The sequence below is a fragment of the Vibrio agarilyticus genome (assembly GCF_012641465.1).
Taxonomy (GTDB): Bacteria; Pseudomonadota; Gammaproteobacteria; order Enterobacterales; family Vibrionaceae; genus Vibrio; species Vibrio agarilyticus.
The window spans coordinates 36,502-53,720 of record NZ_JABAIK010000012.1; the positions used below are offsets into that span (position 1 = coordinate 36,502).

The 17,219-nt window shown below is 44.5% G+C and carries 20 protein-coding genes; 18 read left to right on the forward strand and 2 right to left on the reverse strand.

Annotated features, from left to right (window positions below):
* Positions 1-34: 34 nt before the first annotated feature.
* The 18 genes from HGP28_RS12815 (at position 35) to HGP28_RS12900 (ending at position 15,554) form a co-directional block, all read left to right on the forward strand.
* On the forward strand, positions 35-1,192 hold the full coding sequence (locus tag HGP28_RS12815; protein ID WP_246225707.1) for an agmatine deiminase family protein: 1,158 nt from the start codon (positions 35-37) through the stop codon (positions 1,190-1,192).
* Between the two features lie 215 nt (positions 1,193-1,407).
* Complete coding sequence (locus HGP28_RS12820) at positions 1,408-1,764, forward strand: hypothetical protein (RefSeq protein ID WP_168836871.1); 357 nt, start codon at positions 1,408-1,410, stop codon at positions 1,762-1,764.
* Positions 1,765-1,924: 160 nt separating this feature from the next.
* On the forward strand, positions 1,925-2,170 hold the full coding sequence (locus tag HGP28_RS12825; RefSeq protein WP_168836872.1) for an HP1242/YdcH family protein: 246 nt from the start codon (positions 1,925-1,927) through the stop codon (positions 2,168-2,170).
* A gap of 152 nt (positions 2,171-2,322) precedes the next feature.
* Positions 2,323-3,213, forward strand: coding sequence for a LysR family transcriptional regulator (locus tag HGP28_RS12830; protein WP_168836873.1), 891 nt, complete (start codon positions 2,323-2,325; stop codon positions 3,211-3,213).
* A gap of 491 nt (positions 3,214-3,704) precedes the next feature.
* Positions 3,705-3,917, forward strand: a complete 213-nt coding sequence (locus tag HGP28_RS12835; RefSeq protein WP_168836941.1) for a Flp family type IVb pilin — start codon at positions 3,705-3,707, stop codon at positions 3,915-3,917.
* A 7-nt stretch (positions 3,918-3,924) separates the two neighbouring features.
* A complete protein-coding gene (locus HGP28_RS12840; RefSeq protein WP_168836874.1) occupies positions 3,925-4,350 on the forward strand; it encodes an A24 family peptidase in 426 nt (141 codons plus the stop codon).
* Positions 4,351-4,598: 248 nt separating this feature from the next.
* Positions 4,599-5,399, forward strand: a complete 801-nt coding sequence (gene cpaB / locus HGP28_RS12845) for a Flp pilus assembly protein CpaB (protein WP_168836875.1) — start codon at positions 4,599-4,601, stop codon at positions 5,397-5,399.
* Positions 5,400-5,406: 7 nt separating this feature from the next.
* The gene (locus HGP28_RS12850) at positions 5,407-6,771 is read left to right on the forward strand and encodes a type II and III secretion system protein family protein (protein ID WP_168836876.1); all 1,365 of its coding nucleotides are present in this window, start codon (positions 5,407-5,409) and stop codon (positions 6,769-6,771) included.
* Complete coding sequence (locus HGP28_RS12855) at positions 6,768-7,346, forward strand: hypothetical protein (protein WP_168836877.1); 579 nt, start codon at positions 6,768-6,770, stop codon at positions 7,344-7,346. Before HGP28_RS12850 ends, HGP28_RS12855 begins: the two co-directional genes overlap by 4 nt.
* 10 nt (positions 7,347-7,356) lie before the next feature.
* Entirely contained in the window at positions 7,357-8,592 is a 1,236-nt protein-coding gene (locus HGP28_RS12860; protein ID WP_168836878.1) for a CpaE/TadZ family protein, read from the forward strand.
* The gene (locus HGP28_RS12865) at positions 8,592-9,866 is read left to right on the forward strand and encodes a TadA family conjugal transfer-associated ATPase (RefSeq protein ID WP_168836879.1); all 1,275 of its coding nucleotides are present in this window, start codon (positions 8,592-8,594) and stop codon (positions 9,864-9,866) included. The genes HGP28_RS12860 and HGP28_RS12865 overlap by 1 nt, the downstream gene beginning before the upstream one ends.
* A gap of 2 nt (positions 9,867-9,868) precedes the next feature.
* Positions 9,869-10,795: a type II secretion system F family protein gene (locus tag HGP28_RS12870; protein ID WP_168836880.1), complete on the forward strand. Its 927-nt coding sequence runs from the start codon at positions 9,869-9,871 to the stop codon at positions 10,793-10,795.
* Positions 10,792-11,679 (forward strand): type II secretion system F family protein, encoded by an 888-nt coding sequence (locus tag HGP28_RS12875; protein WP_168836881.1) that lies wholly within the window; start codon positions 10,792-10,794, stop codon positions 11,677-11,679. The genes HGP28_RS12870 and HGP28_RS12875 overlap by 4 nt, the downstream gene beginning before the upstream one ends.
* On the forward strand, positions 11,672-12,454 hold the full coding sequence (locus HGP28_RS12880) for a tetratricopeptide repeat protein (RefSeq protein ID WP_168836882.1): 783 nt from the start codon (positions 11,672-11,674) through the stop codon (positions 12,452-12,454). Before HGP28_RS12875 ends, HGP28_RS12880 begins: the two co-directional genes overlap by 8 nt.
* An 8-nt stretch (positions 12,455-12,462) precedes the next feature.
* Positions 12,463-13,014: a TadE/TadG family type IV pilus assembly protein gene (locus HGP28_RS12885; RefSeq protein ID WP_168836883.1), complete on the forward strand. Its 552-nt coding sequence runs from the start codon at positions 12,463-12,465 to the stop codon at positions 13,012-13,014.
* On the forward strand, positions 12,995-13,528 hold the full coding sequence (tadF, locus tag HGP28_RS12890) for a tight adherence pilus pseudopilin TadF (RefSeq protein WP_168836884.1): 534 nt from the start codon (positions 12,995-12,997) through the stop codon (positions 13,526-13,528). The genes HGP28_RS12885 and tadF overlap by 20 nt, the downstream gene beginning before the upstream one ends.
* 2 nt (positions 13,529-13,530) lie before the next feature.
* Positions 13,531-14,916 (forward strand): TadE/TadG family type IV pilus assembly protein, encoded by a 1,386-nt coding sequence (locus HGP28_RS12895; protein WP_168836885.1) that lies wholly within the window; start codon positions 13,531-13,533, stop codon positions 14,914-14,916.
* Positions 14,913-15,554, forward strand: coding sequence for an OmpA family protein (locus tag HGP28_RS12900; RefSeq protein WP_168836886.1), 642 nt, complete (start codon positions 14,913-14,915; stop codon positions 15,552-15,554). The genes HGP28_RS12895 and HGP28_RS12900 overlap by 4 nt, the downstream gene beginning before the upstream one ends.
* Before the next feature lie 10 nt (positions 15,555-15,564).
* Here the strand turns inward: HGP28_RS12900 and HGP28_RS12905 are convergent, their stop codons facing one another.
* Both HGP28_RS12905 and HGP28_RS12910 read right to left on the reverse strand, forming a co-directional pair.
* The gene (locus tag HGP28_RS12905; protein WP_168836942.1) at positions 15,565-16,257 is read right to left on the reverse strand and encodes an SDR family oxidoreductase; all 693 of its coding nucleotides are present in this window, start codon (positions 16,255-16,257) and stop codon (positions 15,565-15,567) included.
* 223 nt (positions 16,258-16,480) lie between these two features.
* A complete protein-coding gene (locus tag HGP28_RS12910; RefSeq protein ID WP_168836887.1) occupies positions 16,481-17,182 on the reverse strand; it encodes an IclR family transcriptional regulator in 702 nt (233 codons plus the stop codon).
* Positions 17,183-17,219: the final 37 nt, after the last annotated feature.

Here is a 17,219-nt window from a genome sequence, read left to right on the forward strand (position 1 = left end):
GGTATAGATAAATATAAAGCAAAGGAGCTAAGTAATGAGTCAATCGAGTCATCGCTGGACACGACGTCAATTGTTGGTTGCGGCAGGCTTAATCTCTTCAGGCTACACGCTGTTATCTTCCTCAAAGTTTGTCTCGCCTGTGCAGGCAGAAAATCGTCTGATTAATTTGCCGAATCAAAGTTGGAAAATGCCCTTTGAAGGGGCGCCGCACCGTCGCACTTGGATGGTATTTGGTGCCAGTGGTGAGTTCTGGGGGCGTCGCTGGCTTCCTGCTGCGCAAAATAATTTGGCTGAGTTGGCATTAACCATTGCGCGTTATGAACCTGTCACTATGTTGGTTCGTTCACGTGAACTGGGACATGTCCGCGGGTTAGTTGGGGATAAAGTGGAACTGGTGACCGCGGAAATGGATGATATTTGGACGCGAGATATTGCGCCGATATTTATTCAGCGAACGCTTGGCGAGCGGAATCAAAGCCAACAGGCCGCGCTCAACCTCAACTTTAATGGTTGGGGGGAACAACAACTGCATCGTTATGATAAAAATGTCGCCAGTGAAATTGCCGAACTCGCGCATGTAAGAGAGATTAATGCGCCCTTAGTGGTCGATGGATGCGGGATTGATGTCGATGGCGCAGGCACAGCAATGATCACCGAAAGCAGTGTGCTCACTCCAAAACGCAATCCAGCGATGAACCGCATAAAAGCGGAGCAATTACTTGCACCTTATCTTGGCGTTAAAAAAATCATTTGGTTGGCTGGAGAGCGGGGAGATTATTTTCTTGGCAGCCGAATTGGTCGCTATGCGAGGTTTGTTGGGCCCGGGCATGTTGTGGTAAGCGTGACTAATAGCAAAAACTCACCACATTATGAATTGTTACAGCGTCACCTTAAGCTGTTGCGAACCGCTAGAGATGCGCAGGGCCGACAATTAACGATTGATACGATTCCTCTGCCCAATCGAGTGCGACCACGATTTAATAATGGTAATTTTGCATCTGGGTATCTTGGCTTTTATCTCTGCAATGGCGCGCTTATTATGCCGCGCTATGGCGATCCCAGCGCCGATGAGAACGCTAAACAGCAGTTGGCTCTGTTGTTTCCAGGCCGCGCCATTGAGATGCTCAATGCCGATGCGCTTGCGGCGCGAGGTGGTAGTATTCGATGTGCAACGCAACCAGAGCCGAAATGAGTTTGGGTTAGTCGCTAATGAGAGGTAAAATAATACTTATACCCAAGCAACTTGAAGTTGCAGGTAGGGGACCAGCGAACAAAGCCTCTGAGCATAGATAGACTATGTGATGAGGTTTGTGAGTGCCCGTCAACACCGCTGCAACTTCAAGTAGGAAGGGTATATACCCAAACAACTTCAAGTGGAAAGGGTATATCGAGATAAGGCGAAAAGTAATGGATGTAACTAAGCTCGAGCAGTATTTAGCTCAAAAACAGTACCGTTTTAAAACCGTAACTGGTGGTGTCGCAATTAATTTGGGATTTCTAATTGGCCGCGTTCATGTCGGCTGGGATGCAGCGCAGCAGCAGTTTAATTTCAATGATAAGGCCCGCTGGTTTAGCCATGTGTTAGTCATAGGTTTGCTAGGATATTTTTTAGTAACGAATTGGCATGTCTACACTGACGTTCAGCTTAAAGTTTGCATTGCGGTGACCATTGCAATGGCGGGGTCGCTGAGCTACAAAGAGTGGCGGATTGGCAAGTTAAAAAATGAGCTTAATCAAGCGTTTGACATTAATCAAAGCCACTAAGAATGCAAAGCTCGTGCGTCTCAAGAGGAAGATTGATACACAATCATAGCGCGACTCCATCGCATGTGTGAAATTGCCTGCTAAGCTTGGTCTATAAACCATGACATACCCAGAATAATTGAGATTTCAGTATGACGGGTATTAAGACCAAGGAGCCGCTATGCTAGGTGAAGTCCATTCATTAGAACTTGATTTTCCCGAGATGAAAGATGTGATCGCAACGTTAATCGCGACCGATCATGACTTTGCTAATGACAACAAAAACTACAACGAACTTGACCGAAAAATTCGCAAACTTGAGCTGAATGACTCGCCCGTAAGTGACGAAGAGATGACGCATATGAAGCTTGAACGAGCAGAAATGAAAGACTCGCTCTATGGGCGTTTATTGCGCGCTAAAGAATAACTAGGGCTTCAGCTCGGTGCTATTTTAGTTTTAACGTATATACCCAAGTGACTTCAAGATGCTGGATTTAGAGCCAGCACACTGAGTATAAAGGGACTGACATTTTAACATGACGTCCCTTTTTATTGGGTGCGACCCTGAGCTGTAATATTATGAATCTTGACCACCTCACGCTATTTGTTCGGCTTGCTAACACTCTCAATATCAGCGCCGCAGGCGCAGAGTTGGGGTTATCTCCAGCCCTAGCAAGTGGCCATTTAAACAAATTAGAACAAGAGCTTGGGGTTCGGTTAGTGCACCGAACTACTCGCAAAGTGTCGTTAACCGAAGAGGGCAAAGCCTTTTTGCCTCATGCTGAAGAGCTGCTCAATCGCGTTGAGCAGGCAAAGGCCTCGGTGGGGATGGGGGCGATTTCACCCAGTGGCACGCTGCGCATTACCGCGCCGGCTTCGTTTGGTTGCATGCATTTAATGCCGGCAATGAAAGGGTTTCTTGCTGCGTATCCTGATTTAAGCGTTGATCTTCATTTTTCTGACTCGATCATTGATATGGTCGAGGGTGGGTTTGATCTCGCTATTCGCAACGCTTCGTTGCAAGATTCAACCCTAGTGGCAAGAAAATTGGCCAGCGACACACGAATTCTGTGCGCAGCGCCAGATTATATTGCTCAATACGGCTTGCCCACTCACCCTAAAGATCTGATCCACTACCAGTGTATTAATCTAGGAAAAATTGACAGTTGGACCTTTCGCACCCCTGACGGCAACGTGTCCATAAAGCCCCATGGCCGAGTGAAAACCGACAATGGAGAGGCGCTGCGAGATGCCAGCGTGGCAGGGCTCGGTATCGGGCTCAACTCGCTCTGGAGTGTTTATCAGCACTTAGAGCAAGGCACACTCATTCCGGTGTTAAGTGATTTTCCGCTGGAAAATACCACTGCAATTTGGGCGCTGTATCCAAGCTCGCGGCTGGTGGCACCTAAGGTTCGTGCGTTTATCGACTATATGATTGAGTATATTGGTACGCCGCCTTACTGGGAGTGAGCATTAGCTATCTGAAATCAGGTCTAATCAAGCTTGTCAGAGTGTGCCCCTCTTGCTTTGTAACGAAAAGCGCTACTACTTCAAATCGGAAGGGGGCGGATCGTTATGGCAATGCTAACAAAAAGAAATGCATATACTTTTGTTGATCTTTATATTTGGTTATGTTGCACTTTTGTTTCAATGAAAAATAAGTGCTGAAATTTTATGCTGAAATATTATGAGTTTTGGTGTTTGATTCTGATATTGACGCTTATGTTATTCTCATTCAAAAAATGCACAATATAAATGATATTAATATCAATTTGGTTGGTGATTTTTGAGTTATTGCTCGATTTTTTTGTTTGCCTCATTGTCTGATTTAATATTTATATTATTTAATTTTATTAATAAAGTATCGTGCCGAAATTTGAAGAGATATAAAACATCCTTATAATGGACGCGGTATAGGGCATTAACTCTATATTGACCATTTGAAAATTAAGGGAAGAATGATGCTAACAAAATTATTTGTAAAAACTCAGGTAGCACTTGAAAACTATAAGCAGGATCAGAATGGTGTTACTGCAGTTGAATATGGTTTGATTGCTGCTGCAATGGCAGCTCTTTTAGGAGTGATCTTCGCAGGCGATGGTAGCTTTGTAACGTCACTTAAAGGGGTATTTACAACTATAGCTACATCGCTATCTACTCCTGGAATCAGTTAACAAGATAATGTTAATTTACTATGGATGGCTATCTTGTATAGCCATTATTACAATTTATTTATTGTTCACAGATATAATTGAAAGAAAAATTAGTAATGGCGCTGTCGTACTTCTATTCATTATATGTTTTTCATTTAAGAAAGATATTATGAATGTATATTGGTTAGCGCCATTAGTGATTGTTTTTTTTGGCTTATTTTTATCTTATTTTGGGGTGTTGGGCGGTGGTGATACAAAATTATTCGCTGCGTATTCGATTGCAATAGATCCTGCGTTAATGCCAACAATCTTGGTGATCATTGGTCTTTGTGGTGGTGTGCTGTCTGTGATCTATTGGCTACTTAATAAATATCACTTAACCAAACAGCCCGGTATTCCCTATGCGATTCCGATTGTAATTGGAGGCGTAATCGGGGTGCTGGCTTCAAATTAATTTATATACCCGTCCTACTTGAAGTTGCAGCGATTTTCTGCAAAAAATTAAAGGACAGGCGCTCACATACCTCATCACATCGTTATCTATGTTCACGAAGTGCTCAGAGGCTTTGTTCGTTGGTCGCCTACCTGCATCTTCAAGTTGTTTGGGTATAAATAAAATAGGCTGCCATTTAGTAGCCAATGAATGCCATAGCAAAAAAATGTATGGCCCCAAAAGGAATTCGTCAGTCCATAGGGAATATAATGAAAAAAGTCCTGCTACTCTTTATCGCCGGAGGGGCGATAATTTTTGGCCTTTATGGCCTTGCGCTCAATTTAACTACGCTTTCAAAATCTCCGGAAACAGTGGCGACACCGAAAGAGCCTCAAATTCAAATTTGGCAATACAGCCAGCCGGTCAGCGTCGGGCAAAAGGTATCACGCAGCCACGTGAAATTAGTTCGTTTGTTCGAAAGCGAGGCTAATCAATATGGCGTGGCAGAGAATATGGAATTTCAATTTGAGCCGGGAGCGGTGTATCGCGAAGCGGCGCAAGCTGGCGATATTGCGTTTTCCGAGCTGAGAATTAACCCCTCTGATGATGGCTATGTTGATTTGGTAGTGGCAGATAATCGCGTGCCTTACGCGATTCGAGTGCAACCCGAGTCGATTGTCGGCGGGCTTATCACCCATGGCTCATTAGTCGACGTACTATCTCTTTCACTACCTGCCGAATATTCCCTTGATGTGAGCGAAACTCAAGCCAGCGCAAAACGGGATATGTTCGTGACTCCGGTATTAACTGGCGTTTCCGTGCTGCAAGTAAATAAAAATGTGATTGATGGTGTGAGAGGCGGCAACCCCACCACGGAAGTCAACCTTATCTTGGAGCTGACGCGCAAACAAGTGGCCACATTAACTGTGGCAAAGCGTATTTCTGAGCTCGAAGTGCATAAATCGATTGGCCAATATCAACAAACGGATCTCCATGCCGATGCTGGTGACGTGCTTTCAAACTTTAAATCTATCGTTGAATTTCGCGCTGGCGAAATCACCATCAATTGAGGCCGTTATGAGACGTATTTTGGATTTACTCCCTGGTTTTTATCGCGCGAATGCGTGCATCTTATTTTTGCTCTCTGCGCTTGTTATCTCACCCAGTAGTGCGGCGAAAGGCCCACTCTATTTATCCCAAGGGGATATGGAGATCATTACCGTCGGCTCAGACATTGAATCTGTGTTTATCGCCAACCCAGAGGTGGCGGATTTTCAGGTGATTGATAAGCGTAAAGTGGCGCTGTTTGCCAAGCAGCTCGGACAAACGGCACTGGCGGTATTTGGCAGTAATGGTCAAACCCTTGCAACGCGTCAAGTTCGAGTCAACACCTCGCTCAATGGTATTGCTGAACAGCTGACAGTCCTTTACCCCAATGCTGATGTTAATCTTGCCCACATTGGCGATAACGTGGTGCTTTCCGGCACGGTCGCAGATGAGGCGACAAAAGATGGCATCAACAAACTGGTCGGCGAATTGTTAGCCAAAGAGTATGAGGCGCTTACCTTTGAATGGCAGAGTGACGATGACGAAGGGCAAGAAGTTGAGTTTATGAAACGGCTTAATTTCAAAGGGGTTGTCAATAATATTGAGGTGGTTACGGCAAAGCAGGTCAATGTTAAGTTGTCGATTGCTGAAGTCTCGCACGCGTTTTTAGAAGATTTTGGTATTGAATATGGCTCGGAAGGCCAAGCTGCCGGGGTGTTTGTTGATAGGTTAACCTCATTTAGCGCCTCTGACATTGTTTCTGTCATTACTGCGATCGGTAATGATTCCGTAGGGCAAATTTTGGCGCAGCCCAATCTCTCGGTGATGTCTGGAGAAAGTGCCAGCTTTCTCGTCGGTGGTGAAATTCCCGTAGTTACCGTGATTGATAATGCCACCAATGTCGAATACAAAGAGTTTGGTATTCGCCTTGAGCTGATGGCCAAAGTGCTCAAAGATGACAACATCAAATTATCATTGATGCCAGAGGTTAGCGCGCTGGATGCTCAATATACCAATGAGCGTTATAACCTTCCTGCCCTCAAAACGCGCCGCGCACGCACTACAGTGCAATTGGCAGATGGAAAAAGCTTTGTTCTTGGCGGTCTATTAAGCACCGAAGACAGAGAGTCGATCAGTAAAATTCCGTTCATTGGCGATGTGCCTTTGTTAGGCGCGGCGTTTCGTTCTACCGGTACTGAGCGTTCTAAAACTGAGCTTATTATAGTGGCAACCGTCAATTTAGTTCAGCCTATTGAAGCGCAAATTATTCAACTTCCCACAATGGAAAAAACCACCAGTTTGCAACGTTGGTTCAATATCGACAGTGCGCAAAGTGATGGCTCGAAGCAGAACTCAGCTCAGCCTATTTACGCTGCGGGAGGTTTTAAACTATGACGCGATTTGATTGTTCTTTATTCCATCTAAATGGGTTTCAGCGTACCGCCAATCACGGTCAGTTGCGTCGAAGCATTCTAACGCTAGGCGCGTTCACTCTGTGTCTCTTGACCTTGTCAGGTTGTGGTAGCCGCTATTTTGTGCAGCCGCAATCACAGGGAACTGCGATTCACTTAGTGCCAATTGAGCACGTTTGGTCGGTGCAGCTGACAACACAAAATGCGCAATTAATGAAAGAGCAACTTTTAGCGCGCATTGAGGACAATATCGATTTGGTGGCAACACACGGGGTCACCATTTCAGCGAACTCTGCATCGTTAAGCAACGCTGTCGCGCAATCGCTCGCGGGCACATTAACCGCACGTGGCATTGAAGTGATTAAGCTTATAGATCCCGCACAACCTGCAAAATCCCTGATGGTGAAGGTTAATTATGCTGAAGTGGTGACTGAGCATTGTCGCCCAGCGAAAGCGGAGCAATTTAGTGTGAAAAAAGTCGGTTGCTATGCCGATAACGCGCGTTGGCAATCCATGATCAATCCTCAATTGATGGTTGATAAGACTGCGATGGAATAGGTGAGAAAAGATGTTTGATTTAGTCGATAAGCTGCAAAGTAAAGCGCTGGAAACTCCCGTTCGTCGTGAAACCATTACCTCGGTGCTTTTCCACCAAACCAGCCAATGTACCGATTTGGTCGATGAAGCCTTTCGGTTTGAAGGCATTAATGTTCCAACCATGCTGAATAATAGTGATGACAATATTCGCAAACATGTCCGTGATGCCATTGTCGAAATCGTTATTATTGAATTAAATCTGAGTCATGACGTGACGCGAGATATGGAACGCATCAGCCCACTTTTGCCAAATAACGCCTCGGTGATCGTGATCGGCAGTGAAGATGCGATCTCGACCATTCGAAATCTAAAGTCGATGGGCTTTTATTACGTATTTTGGCCGATCACCAAACAAGAGCTGATTGATTTTGTTCGCAACGTAAACAGCAATCGCCAACGTAATTCTGGGCTTGGTAAAGATCGCACCGCAAAAAAAATTGGCGTATGGGGCACGAAAGGGGGCGTCGGCGCAAGTTTATTAACCGCTGAGTTAGCCTTGGATTTAGCCAAAACTCAAAAGAGCGCGACATTGGTGGTGGATCACGATTTTCGTGGCGGCAATCTGGATATTTTCTTTGGGTTGAAAAAGTTCGAGAAAAAGAGTGTTTCGCGTGCCTCAATCGCAGCCAATATTGATGCAACATTTGCCGCCAGTTTAAGTAAAAAACTCGATGAGATGCTCTTTGTGATGGCGCTAGAATCAAATGATTTAAATGAGCTAGAGCTAAAAGATTATCTGCGTATGCTCACGATGCAACTGGAAGGTCAATATAACTTCATTTTGGAAGATCTTTCTCGAGGTTCAAACAGCAAGCAGGATTTGAAACACATTGCTGAGCAATACGATACGTTAGTGTTATTAATTGAGCCCACAGTTTCTAGCGTTCGCGAAGCAAAGCGCGTGCTTAAAAACCTTGAATTGTCTAATTCAACTGCTCGCTGCTTATTTGTACTTAACTATACCATCACTGAAAGTGCCGCGTCGGTCACCCTAGCCGATATTAAGTCCTATTTGGGCCGAGAGCCGGATGTAATTTTTCCTAATGAGCCCAAACTAAGTAAAGCCATTTTGGAGTCAAAACACATTTACTCGCAAAAGTCAGCAATGAGTCAATCGCTGCATAAATTAACCGCGCTGTTATTAGGACAAGTTGATAAACAACCCAAGAGCTCATTTTTCCACAAATGGGTTAAACGAGCGAAATAATGGATTTGACAAAAGCAGGGTATATTCAGATTCGCCAGCATATTTTTGATGCTATCGACGCTGAAGCTGTGAATACCCTTTCAAAAGAGGCTCTGGGTCAGCAGCTTAATAATGCGGTCAATATGTTGGTCGACCGGCTAGGGCTGTCTGTCGCGGCCGTTGTTCGCCAAGAATACGTGAAAAGCTTGGTGGATGAGCTTCATGGGTTGGGGCCGCTGCAAGCTTTAATGGAAGATGAGTCGGTCTCTGACATCATGATAAACGGCGCAAATCAGGTGTATGTTGAACGCGGCGGACTGGTTGAAAAAGCCAATGTATCGTTCATTGATGAAGGCCAGTTATTGCAAATCGCTAAGCGGATTGCCAACCGAGTCGGGCGCCGAGTGGATGAGTCCTCGCCGACCTGTGATGCGCGCTTACCTGATGGTAGCCGTGTCAATATTGTCATTCCGCCTATCGCAATTGATGGCACTTCAATCTCCATTCGTAAGTTTAAAAAGCAGAGTATTCATCTGGGGCAGCTCGTTGATTTCGGTGCCATGAGCCCGGAAATGGCCAAGATTTTAATGATTGCCGCTCGCTGCCGACTCAACATTTTGATATCTGGCGGTACGGGCTCGGGTAAGACCACCATGCTCAATGCACTGTCGCAATTTATCGGTGAAAGTGAACGCGTGATCACCATTGAAGATGCGGCAGAGCTGCGATTGTTGCAGCCTCACGTGGTGCGTTTGGAAACTCGAACCGCAGGTATTGAAGGCTCTGGTGCAATTAATCAGCGCGATCTGGTGATTAACTCACTACGGATGCGGCCTGATCGCATCATCGTCGGCGAGTGTCGTGGCGCCGAAGCGTTTGAAATGCTGCAAGCAATGAACACCGGCCATGACGGTTCTATGTCAACTCTTCACGCCAATACACCTCGTGACGCGCTTGCGCGGGTGGAATCCATGGTGATGATGGCAACTAACAACCTGCCACTTGAAGCGATACGACGCACCATAGTCAGTGCGGTTGATCTCGTGGTGCAAATAAGTCGCCTTCACGATGGCAGCCGTAAAGTGATGAGCATCACCGAGGTGGTCGGCATTGAAGGCTCTAATGTGGTGTTGGAAGAGATTTTTCGTTTTCAGCCGCGAAGTGGCACTGATAACGGTAAGGTGCTGGGTAATTTTGTGACAGCAGGTCTTATGCAGCGCTCAGTGTTGACGCAAAAAGCCAAATTTTTTGGTTTAGAAGAGCAATTAGCTCAAGCATTCAATATTGGAGGATAGCGATGATCTACTGGCTGGCACTGATTATTGGCGGTTTGACAGCATTAGTGGCGTTATGGCCAAGAAAGAAGGCGACGCAGCACAATTATCTTGAAGAAGCAGAGCAAGCGTTATTGATTAGCTCGATTGATGAAGCGCAGCAAGCGGTTGACCTTAAGGTGCTCGCGGAAAAATCTTGGCTCGACAAAATTATGGCGACTTTACGTAATGTTGAACATCAGCTCGGTAAAGGAGCGCAGATAAAAATTGCACTCTTTAGCGCATCACTCATGTGCGCAGGTTTTCTGCTCAATGCGAAATATATTCAGGTGAATCCGTTAAAGGTGATGCTAATTGTCACCGCATTAGGATGGGTGTTTGGTTTCTTTTGGCTGCAGAAAAAGCAACGTGAAGGGTTTGAACGTGCTTTTCCTGATGCGTTAAATATGCTTGCTAGCGCAGTGAGCTCTGGTGAAAGCTTAATGCACGCAATTGTTTACGTTGGCAAAACATTGCAAGGCGATGTTGGCGCAGAATTTAAGCGAATGGGCGAGCGATTGCAGTTAGGCGAATCACCGGACAAGGTGTTCAGTAAATCTTGCGAGCGTTTTCCGTACCCGGCGTTCTATTTTTTTGTGATCACTTTGCGAGCCAATATGCAGCGAGGCGGTCAGTTAAAAGAGGTGATTGCTCGGCTTAACCGACTCATGTTTGACTCGCGAGCGATTGAAAAAAAGAAATACGCTCTCACGGCAGAGGCACGCACGTCGGCTAAGATTGTGGCTGCGATTCCGTTTTCCGTTCTATTTATGCTGCAATTTATCAGTCCTGACAACTTTAACTATTTGGTCTATGAAGAAGCGGGCCGTCCAGTGCTCTATTACCTGATTGGTAGTGAGAGTCTAGGCCTGTTTATTGTTTGGATGCTGATGCGAGGAGCACAAAAATGACGTTGAATGTATGGGCCGTTTTTGGTGCTTTGCTCGCTGTTTTTGTTGGAATCGTGGTGCTCGGCTATCTAGTTTGGCAAAACTTTGGCGGAGGAGAGCGTAATCGTATTCGAGAAATTTTTGACGATGAACCGCAGCAAAATGAAGAGAAGCCGATTGAAATCGTCTTTAACCAGTTATTAGCCTCATTTGCGACGAAAGAGGATGACGTTAAATTAAAGCTCGAAGAGGCCGGTCTACAAAACGAGTTTGTCGCTAAGTATTATATGCACATTAAGTATGGCGTTATGTTGATTGGCCTATTCGCTATCTACTTAGTGGTCCAACGTATGGATCTAACAACCAATCACTCAATTATAGCGATGGTAGCCTGGTTCTTATTTTGCATTATCGCGCCGGATTCGTTTTTAGCCGGGCGAAAAACCAAACGCCAATACAAGATTTCCAGTCAGTTGCCATATCTCCTCGATCTTATGGCAATTTGTGTGCAAACCGGCATGACGCTGGAAGCAACCTTAAAATATCTGTCACTAGAACTGCGAGCTTTTGATAAAGACCTAGCAAAATTGCTAGCAAAAGTGGATGACAGAGCCAATATCGTTGGCCTCGAACGCGCGCTTGATGAACTGTATAACAAAGTCCCAACCTCAGAAATTCGTAGCTTTGTTATGACGCTCAAACAGAGCCTGCAATACGGCTCCTCAATTTATTCTGTGCTAACCACGCTGGCCGCGGATATTCGCGATATTAATATGCTGGCATCGGAAGAGCGTATTGGTAAATTGGCGGCCAAAATGTCGCTACCACTGATTCTATTTATCATGATGCCAATCGTCGTTATTATTTTGGCGCCAGCCGCATCGAGGTTTATGAGCCATGTATAAATGTCTAATTTTAGCGTTGCTACTGCTAGCAGGTTGCCAAAGCACACAGACAATGAGCTTTGATGAGCGCTCATCGGTGAATCAAGAAAAAATATTCACTCAATCAAACAATCAGCAAAAATTGATCGAATTCTACCAGCAGGCGCTTACCGAAAATGAAGATCCTCTGCTCAGAATCAAGTTGGCGCGAGCGTATTTAGAGCAAGGGGATGCGGAATCGGTCATTTTTACTTTAGCGCAATTAAGTGAGAGTGATGATGCACCCACGACGGTTGAAAAGCACGAATCACGCGATTGGACGCAGGCTCGCTATGAGATGGCGCTGCTACAAGCTAAAGCGCATTTTTATTTAGATCAATTAATTGAAGCTAAGTTAAACATTGATAATGCATTAGCATTAAATGATCGAAATGGTGAAGCGTATAACGTAGCGGGCGTTATTGCCGCCGCGACTGGCGAATTGACCCAAGCAGAGCGCTATTTTATTAGCGCGAGAAAGTATTTTTATAGTGATGATGTGGTTAAAAATAATTTAGCGGTTGTCTATTTAATGCAGCACCAATATCGCAAGAGTTATCAGCTATTACTGGCCAATTATAAAATAAATCCGGATGATCAAAAAGGGCGGGCAAATTTGGTGATTGCCATGGTTAAGCTAGGTAAGTCGAACGAAGCGCGCCATATTTTGACTCAACATTACGATGATGTCGAAGCCAATAGAATGATCGCGCAGATAGAGACCGATCAATTTTCTGCTCAAATTGCTGCGATGTGAGGTGGGAAATGTTATGTCGTAAACAACAATCGTTACGCCGTAAACAACAAGGAGTGGCATCGATAGAGTTTGGCTTAGGTTTTATGGCTTTTTTCTTGATGTGCATGCTCTGGGCTGAGATTGGTTATATTGCCTATGTCTCTTCGGTGAATGATTTAGCCATTGCTGAAGCCGCGCGTGAAGCCAAAAAAATTAATGTTCTGGCGTTAGAGGATGACAAGTCGCAAAGCCATTTTATGGCTCAGTTTAAACAGGCACTTACTGAACATTCCGGTCTTTTTGGTGGCTTGATTGACCCAGAAAAATTCATTTTAACGGTACGTTATTTTGATGACCGTGAAGCGGTTAAGAATTATACCGTGCCTGCGTTTGACGACTGTAAGTTAAATGAATCAGAGACAGAAATTGAGTGTGGCGAATCAGAAAACAGCGCGCTGGCGATTTATCAAGTTCGTTATGATTATGAACCCATACTGTCATTTTTTACTGGTGGTAGTGACACGTTTGTTCGCGAGGTGATAGTGATTCAGGAGTACGAACGTGAACAATTTAAGATCTAACCAACGTGGGACCTTTGCTATTGAGTTTGCGCTACTTGGCGTGGCTTTTTCAACCATGTTATTACTTGCTGCTGACACCGTGGTCAAACTGTCGATTCAAGGTAAGTTGGATCGTTTATCTTATTCTCTAGTCAATGTGGTGAAAGAGCGCACTCAACTTTATGGTAAAGACGATCATACGTTGACCACAGACCTCGCTCTAGAATTACACAATTTTGCTCATCACTCGTTAACTCGAACGCTTGATACTTATCAGCCTGAGTTGTTTGGTTCACAAATCGAAGTTTTGGTTTTTGATGGTACGGGTAATCCGATTGCTGACGAACCATTCACTCATGGTCATGAGTGTAGCAATCCGCAAGTTATCTCCGATTATGAGCATTTATCTATGGTGACATCATGGGGACGCAAAGCCGTGCTGTATCGCGTTTCTCTTTGTTACGATGTGCAAAATTGGGTATTTAATAATGATTGGGTACAACTGTCTTCCGCTTCAATAATGATGGGCCGCTAGCGATGAAAAGAGGCAATTTCACCAATTTAAAACATCAGCGTGGTCATGCTGCCATTTTATTTGCACTGATCATTCCGGGAATGTGGGGATTTTTTACACTCGCAATTGATGGCTCGCGAGCAATCCAAACGAAAGCGCGACTTGGAGATGCGACCGAGGTTGCTGCATTGGCTTTGGCGGCACATAACAGTTACGATGATAGTGAGAACAAAACGCTAGCGACGGAATATATTCACGCTTATTTAGGTGAGTCTACTCCTGTGACTATTACAAAAGTGAAGCGTACAGAGTGTTATGATCCTGATACTAAAAACTGTGAGGGCGCCAGTCGTTACGCACAGTATCAGATTGAAACATCGATTAAACAAGAATCTTGGTTACCGGTTAGTGGTGACTTTGTAGGATTTGATGAAACCTATGATGTCGCTCATGCGAGTACCGCTCGCAAATACCAAGGTGATAGTATCGATATCGCTTTTGTGATGGATTATTCAGGCTCGATGCTAAATAACTGGGCTGGCGATAATTCAAAATATGAAGATATGGTAATTATATTTGATAAAGTGATTAACGAGCTTGAAGAGTATCAGACAAACTATCAAGCCGATAATCGTGTTTCTGTTGTGCCATTTTCTGAGTTTATTGCGGTTAATGATATTGAAAATAAATGTACTTCGCAAGATGACCAAGATGACCAAGATGACTTTGTGGGATATGTTGATTACCTTTATTATAAAGGCAGTGGCAATAATATTAATTTTGATACAAAGAAAACAGTGAATAATTGGCGTAATAGTCGTGGTAACGATATGCTTTGTAATGAAAGTGAGAATTATAAGTATAAGAAATTTGATGATAACATCGATGGTCGATATGGTCGTTTTTATTACGAAAATATACCGTTCACGTCAAATATTTCATCAGTTAAGTTGGAATATGCTAGCGGGATTGATGCAGGAGTTGCTTTCACCCCAGTAAAGAATCAATTTACTGCTTCATATCAAGGAATTATTAAAGCGGCGCAATATTTCGATGCACTAGAATATCCCAATGCAAGGCAGATAATGATCATTCTTTCTGATGGTGATGATATCAATGGGCGTAATGGTCCATTAGGGGAAAGTGCAAAAAATAAAGTCCCTCCTACATCAGGTCTAATAAATGGAGGCTTATGTTCGAATATTATCTCTAGCTTAAATAATCGATACACTATAGATAATCGTAAAAGTTCATTTCAGATTGCGTTAGTTGGGTTCGGTTATGATGTAGAAAACAACCCATTAACCAACTGTATGGGAGCTGACAATGTGTATAGCGCTAAAGACCCTGACGAGCTTCTCAATATAATATTAGACTTAATCACGGAAGAAATTGGACATTTATCATGATGAAAATAAATTTTAAATCACGAATTACTGTTAGTGCCTTACTTCTTAGTGGGTTGAGTTTCGCAACATCAGCGTCGGTTGATGTCAAAGTGTTTGAACAACTATGTCGAATCAACGCGTCTGGCGTGCAAAGCAGCTTGACGATTAATCAACCTATTTCATTTATTCCGAATGATGGCAATAAATTGTTGACCCAAACGGATGAGCCAATGCTGACGGTTGACAGTATTGTAGAGCACATTGCTTCCCAATTTAATTTGAGCCGCGACTGCGCTGAATTTTTGGTGGTCTCTGGTCAAGTTGAGCATCTTAATCAGGGAGATTTGTTGGCTCGCGTCTATTTTGATTTTGATGCTACGCGTTTGACCCCAGTCTCAAAGCAAATTCTTGACCGAATGGCAGAACTGGCAGCGCAATCTAATGCGTTATACAAAGCGACGGGTCATACAGATGATACCGGCTCTCACAACTACAATCTTGCACTTGGTATTAAGCGCGCTCAGGCCGTTGAGCAATACTTAAAATCTAAGCATGTTGCGCAAGTCGTGGTTGAATCCGGCGGGGAAACCGCGCCCATCGCCTCAAATAACACGAAAGAAGGGCGCGCGCAAAACCGCCGTGTTGATATCAGTTATTGATGTTATTGATTTACCAAGGAATAACAGCGCCATCAAACACTCTGAACTGACCCGATTGTTCTAATGTCAGTTCACTGGCGACTTTTATAATGCCACGCACACTTTCTTCTGCGGTGAATGTGGCGTTTTCACCACCCATGTCGGTTTGCACCCAACCTGGATGAATCGCGAGGGTTTTAACTTGGTGTTCACGCAGGTTTTGCGCCGCTGACACTAACACTTGATTAAGCGCTGTCTTTGATGCGCGGTAACTATACATGTTGCCAGAGCTGTTATCGGCAAGACTTGCCACTCGTGTTGATATTCCGATGATGGTTTTTTCTTGACTTGCAATCACGTTGTTACGCAATGCTTGGATCAGCAGAGCAGGCGCAACGGTATTGACGTTGAGAACCTCAAGCCACTGTTTCTGCGTCATTTCCCCTAAGGTAGCGCAATGCTCACCCAGTACGCCAGCATTGAGTAGCAGATGATCAATCGCGCGTCCGTTTAGATGTTCAGCGACGTTTTGAATTGCTGCTTCATCAGTAACATCAAGTTCAATTAACTCAATACTGTTATAAGTTGCGGCTAGCGCTTGCAGCGCATCGGCACTTTGAGGCGAACGGCACGCAGCTAGAACATGCCACCCGTTTTGAGCGTATTGGCTGACGAACTCAAGCCCCAATCCACGGTTTGCCCCGGTAATAAAAACTGTTGGCATCATGTGCTCCATTTATTGTTGTGAGATCACGTAGGTATATACGCTTTCCATTTGAGGTTGCAGCGTTGTTGGCTGGTATTCTCGAATCTCATCACATAGTCGGTCTATGCTCAGAGGCTTCGTTTATTTGCCGCCTACCTGCAACGCCACGTAGTTTGGGTATATTAGGATTCAATGAGTATGAAATCGAGTGGGGGCGAGATTCAATGAACAATATTCGACATTATCGAACGCTCAGAAACTGTTTGGCAAAATCGATCAATCGATGTTGGGTTAGATCTTGAGCATGGCCACTGACGCCAGCCACGGCGACAAACTGACCATCAATAAAAAGTGGTATTGCAAGGCAATTGAGCTCGGCCTCGGCTTGCTCTAAATCAAGAGCGAACCCTTGTTGAATTACTTGGTTAAGCTCTGCTTCAAAATCGCTCGAGATCGGTGTGTTTTTACGCACTTGACGCCGTAATTGTGGATTTTCGGCTAAGAATACTTTGCCAATGGCCGATGTGGTTAAGCCCTCACGTCGACCACGTGGATTGCGAAGAGTTAAAGGGTTCTCTTGTTCAATTGCATCAATATATAAATATTCTTGAGCGCCACTTTGAATCGCCAAATACGCGGTATTGTTGGTTAACATAGCCATCTGTTTGATTAATGGCATAAAGTGACGCTTTAGCATTTCATCATGCTGCTCTAATGGCTTCGATAATTCACGCAGCCGCACGCCAAGCGCGTAGCCGAGTTCATTTTTTTGTGCGTAACCCAAATGGCATAAGGTCGAGAGCAGGCCATGAACGGTGGTTTTGCCTAACTGAACTTGGCGACTGATTTCACCAAGCGATAGAGGCTGCGCACTGAGAGATAAAATTTCCAGCAATGCGAAGCCACGTTCTAATGATTGAATGGTTTTACGTTCTTTTATCAAAAGCGTCACTGAGTTAAGTTGGTGTTTTCCCCACGCG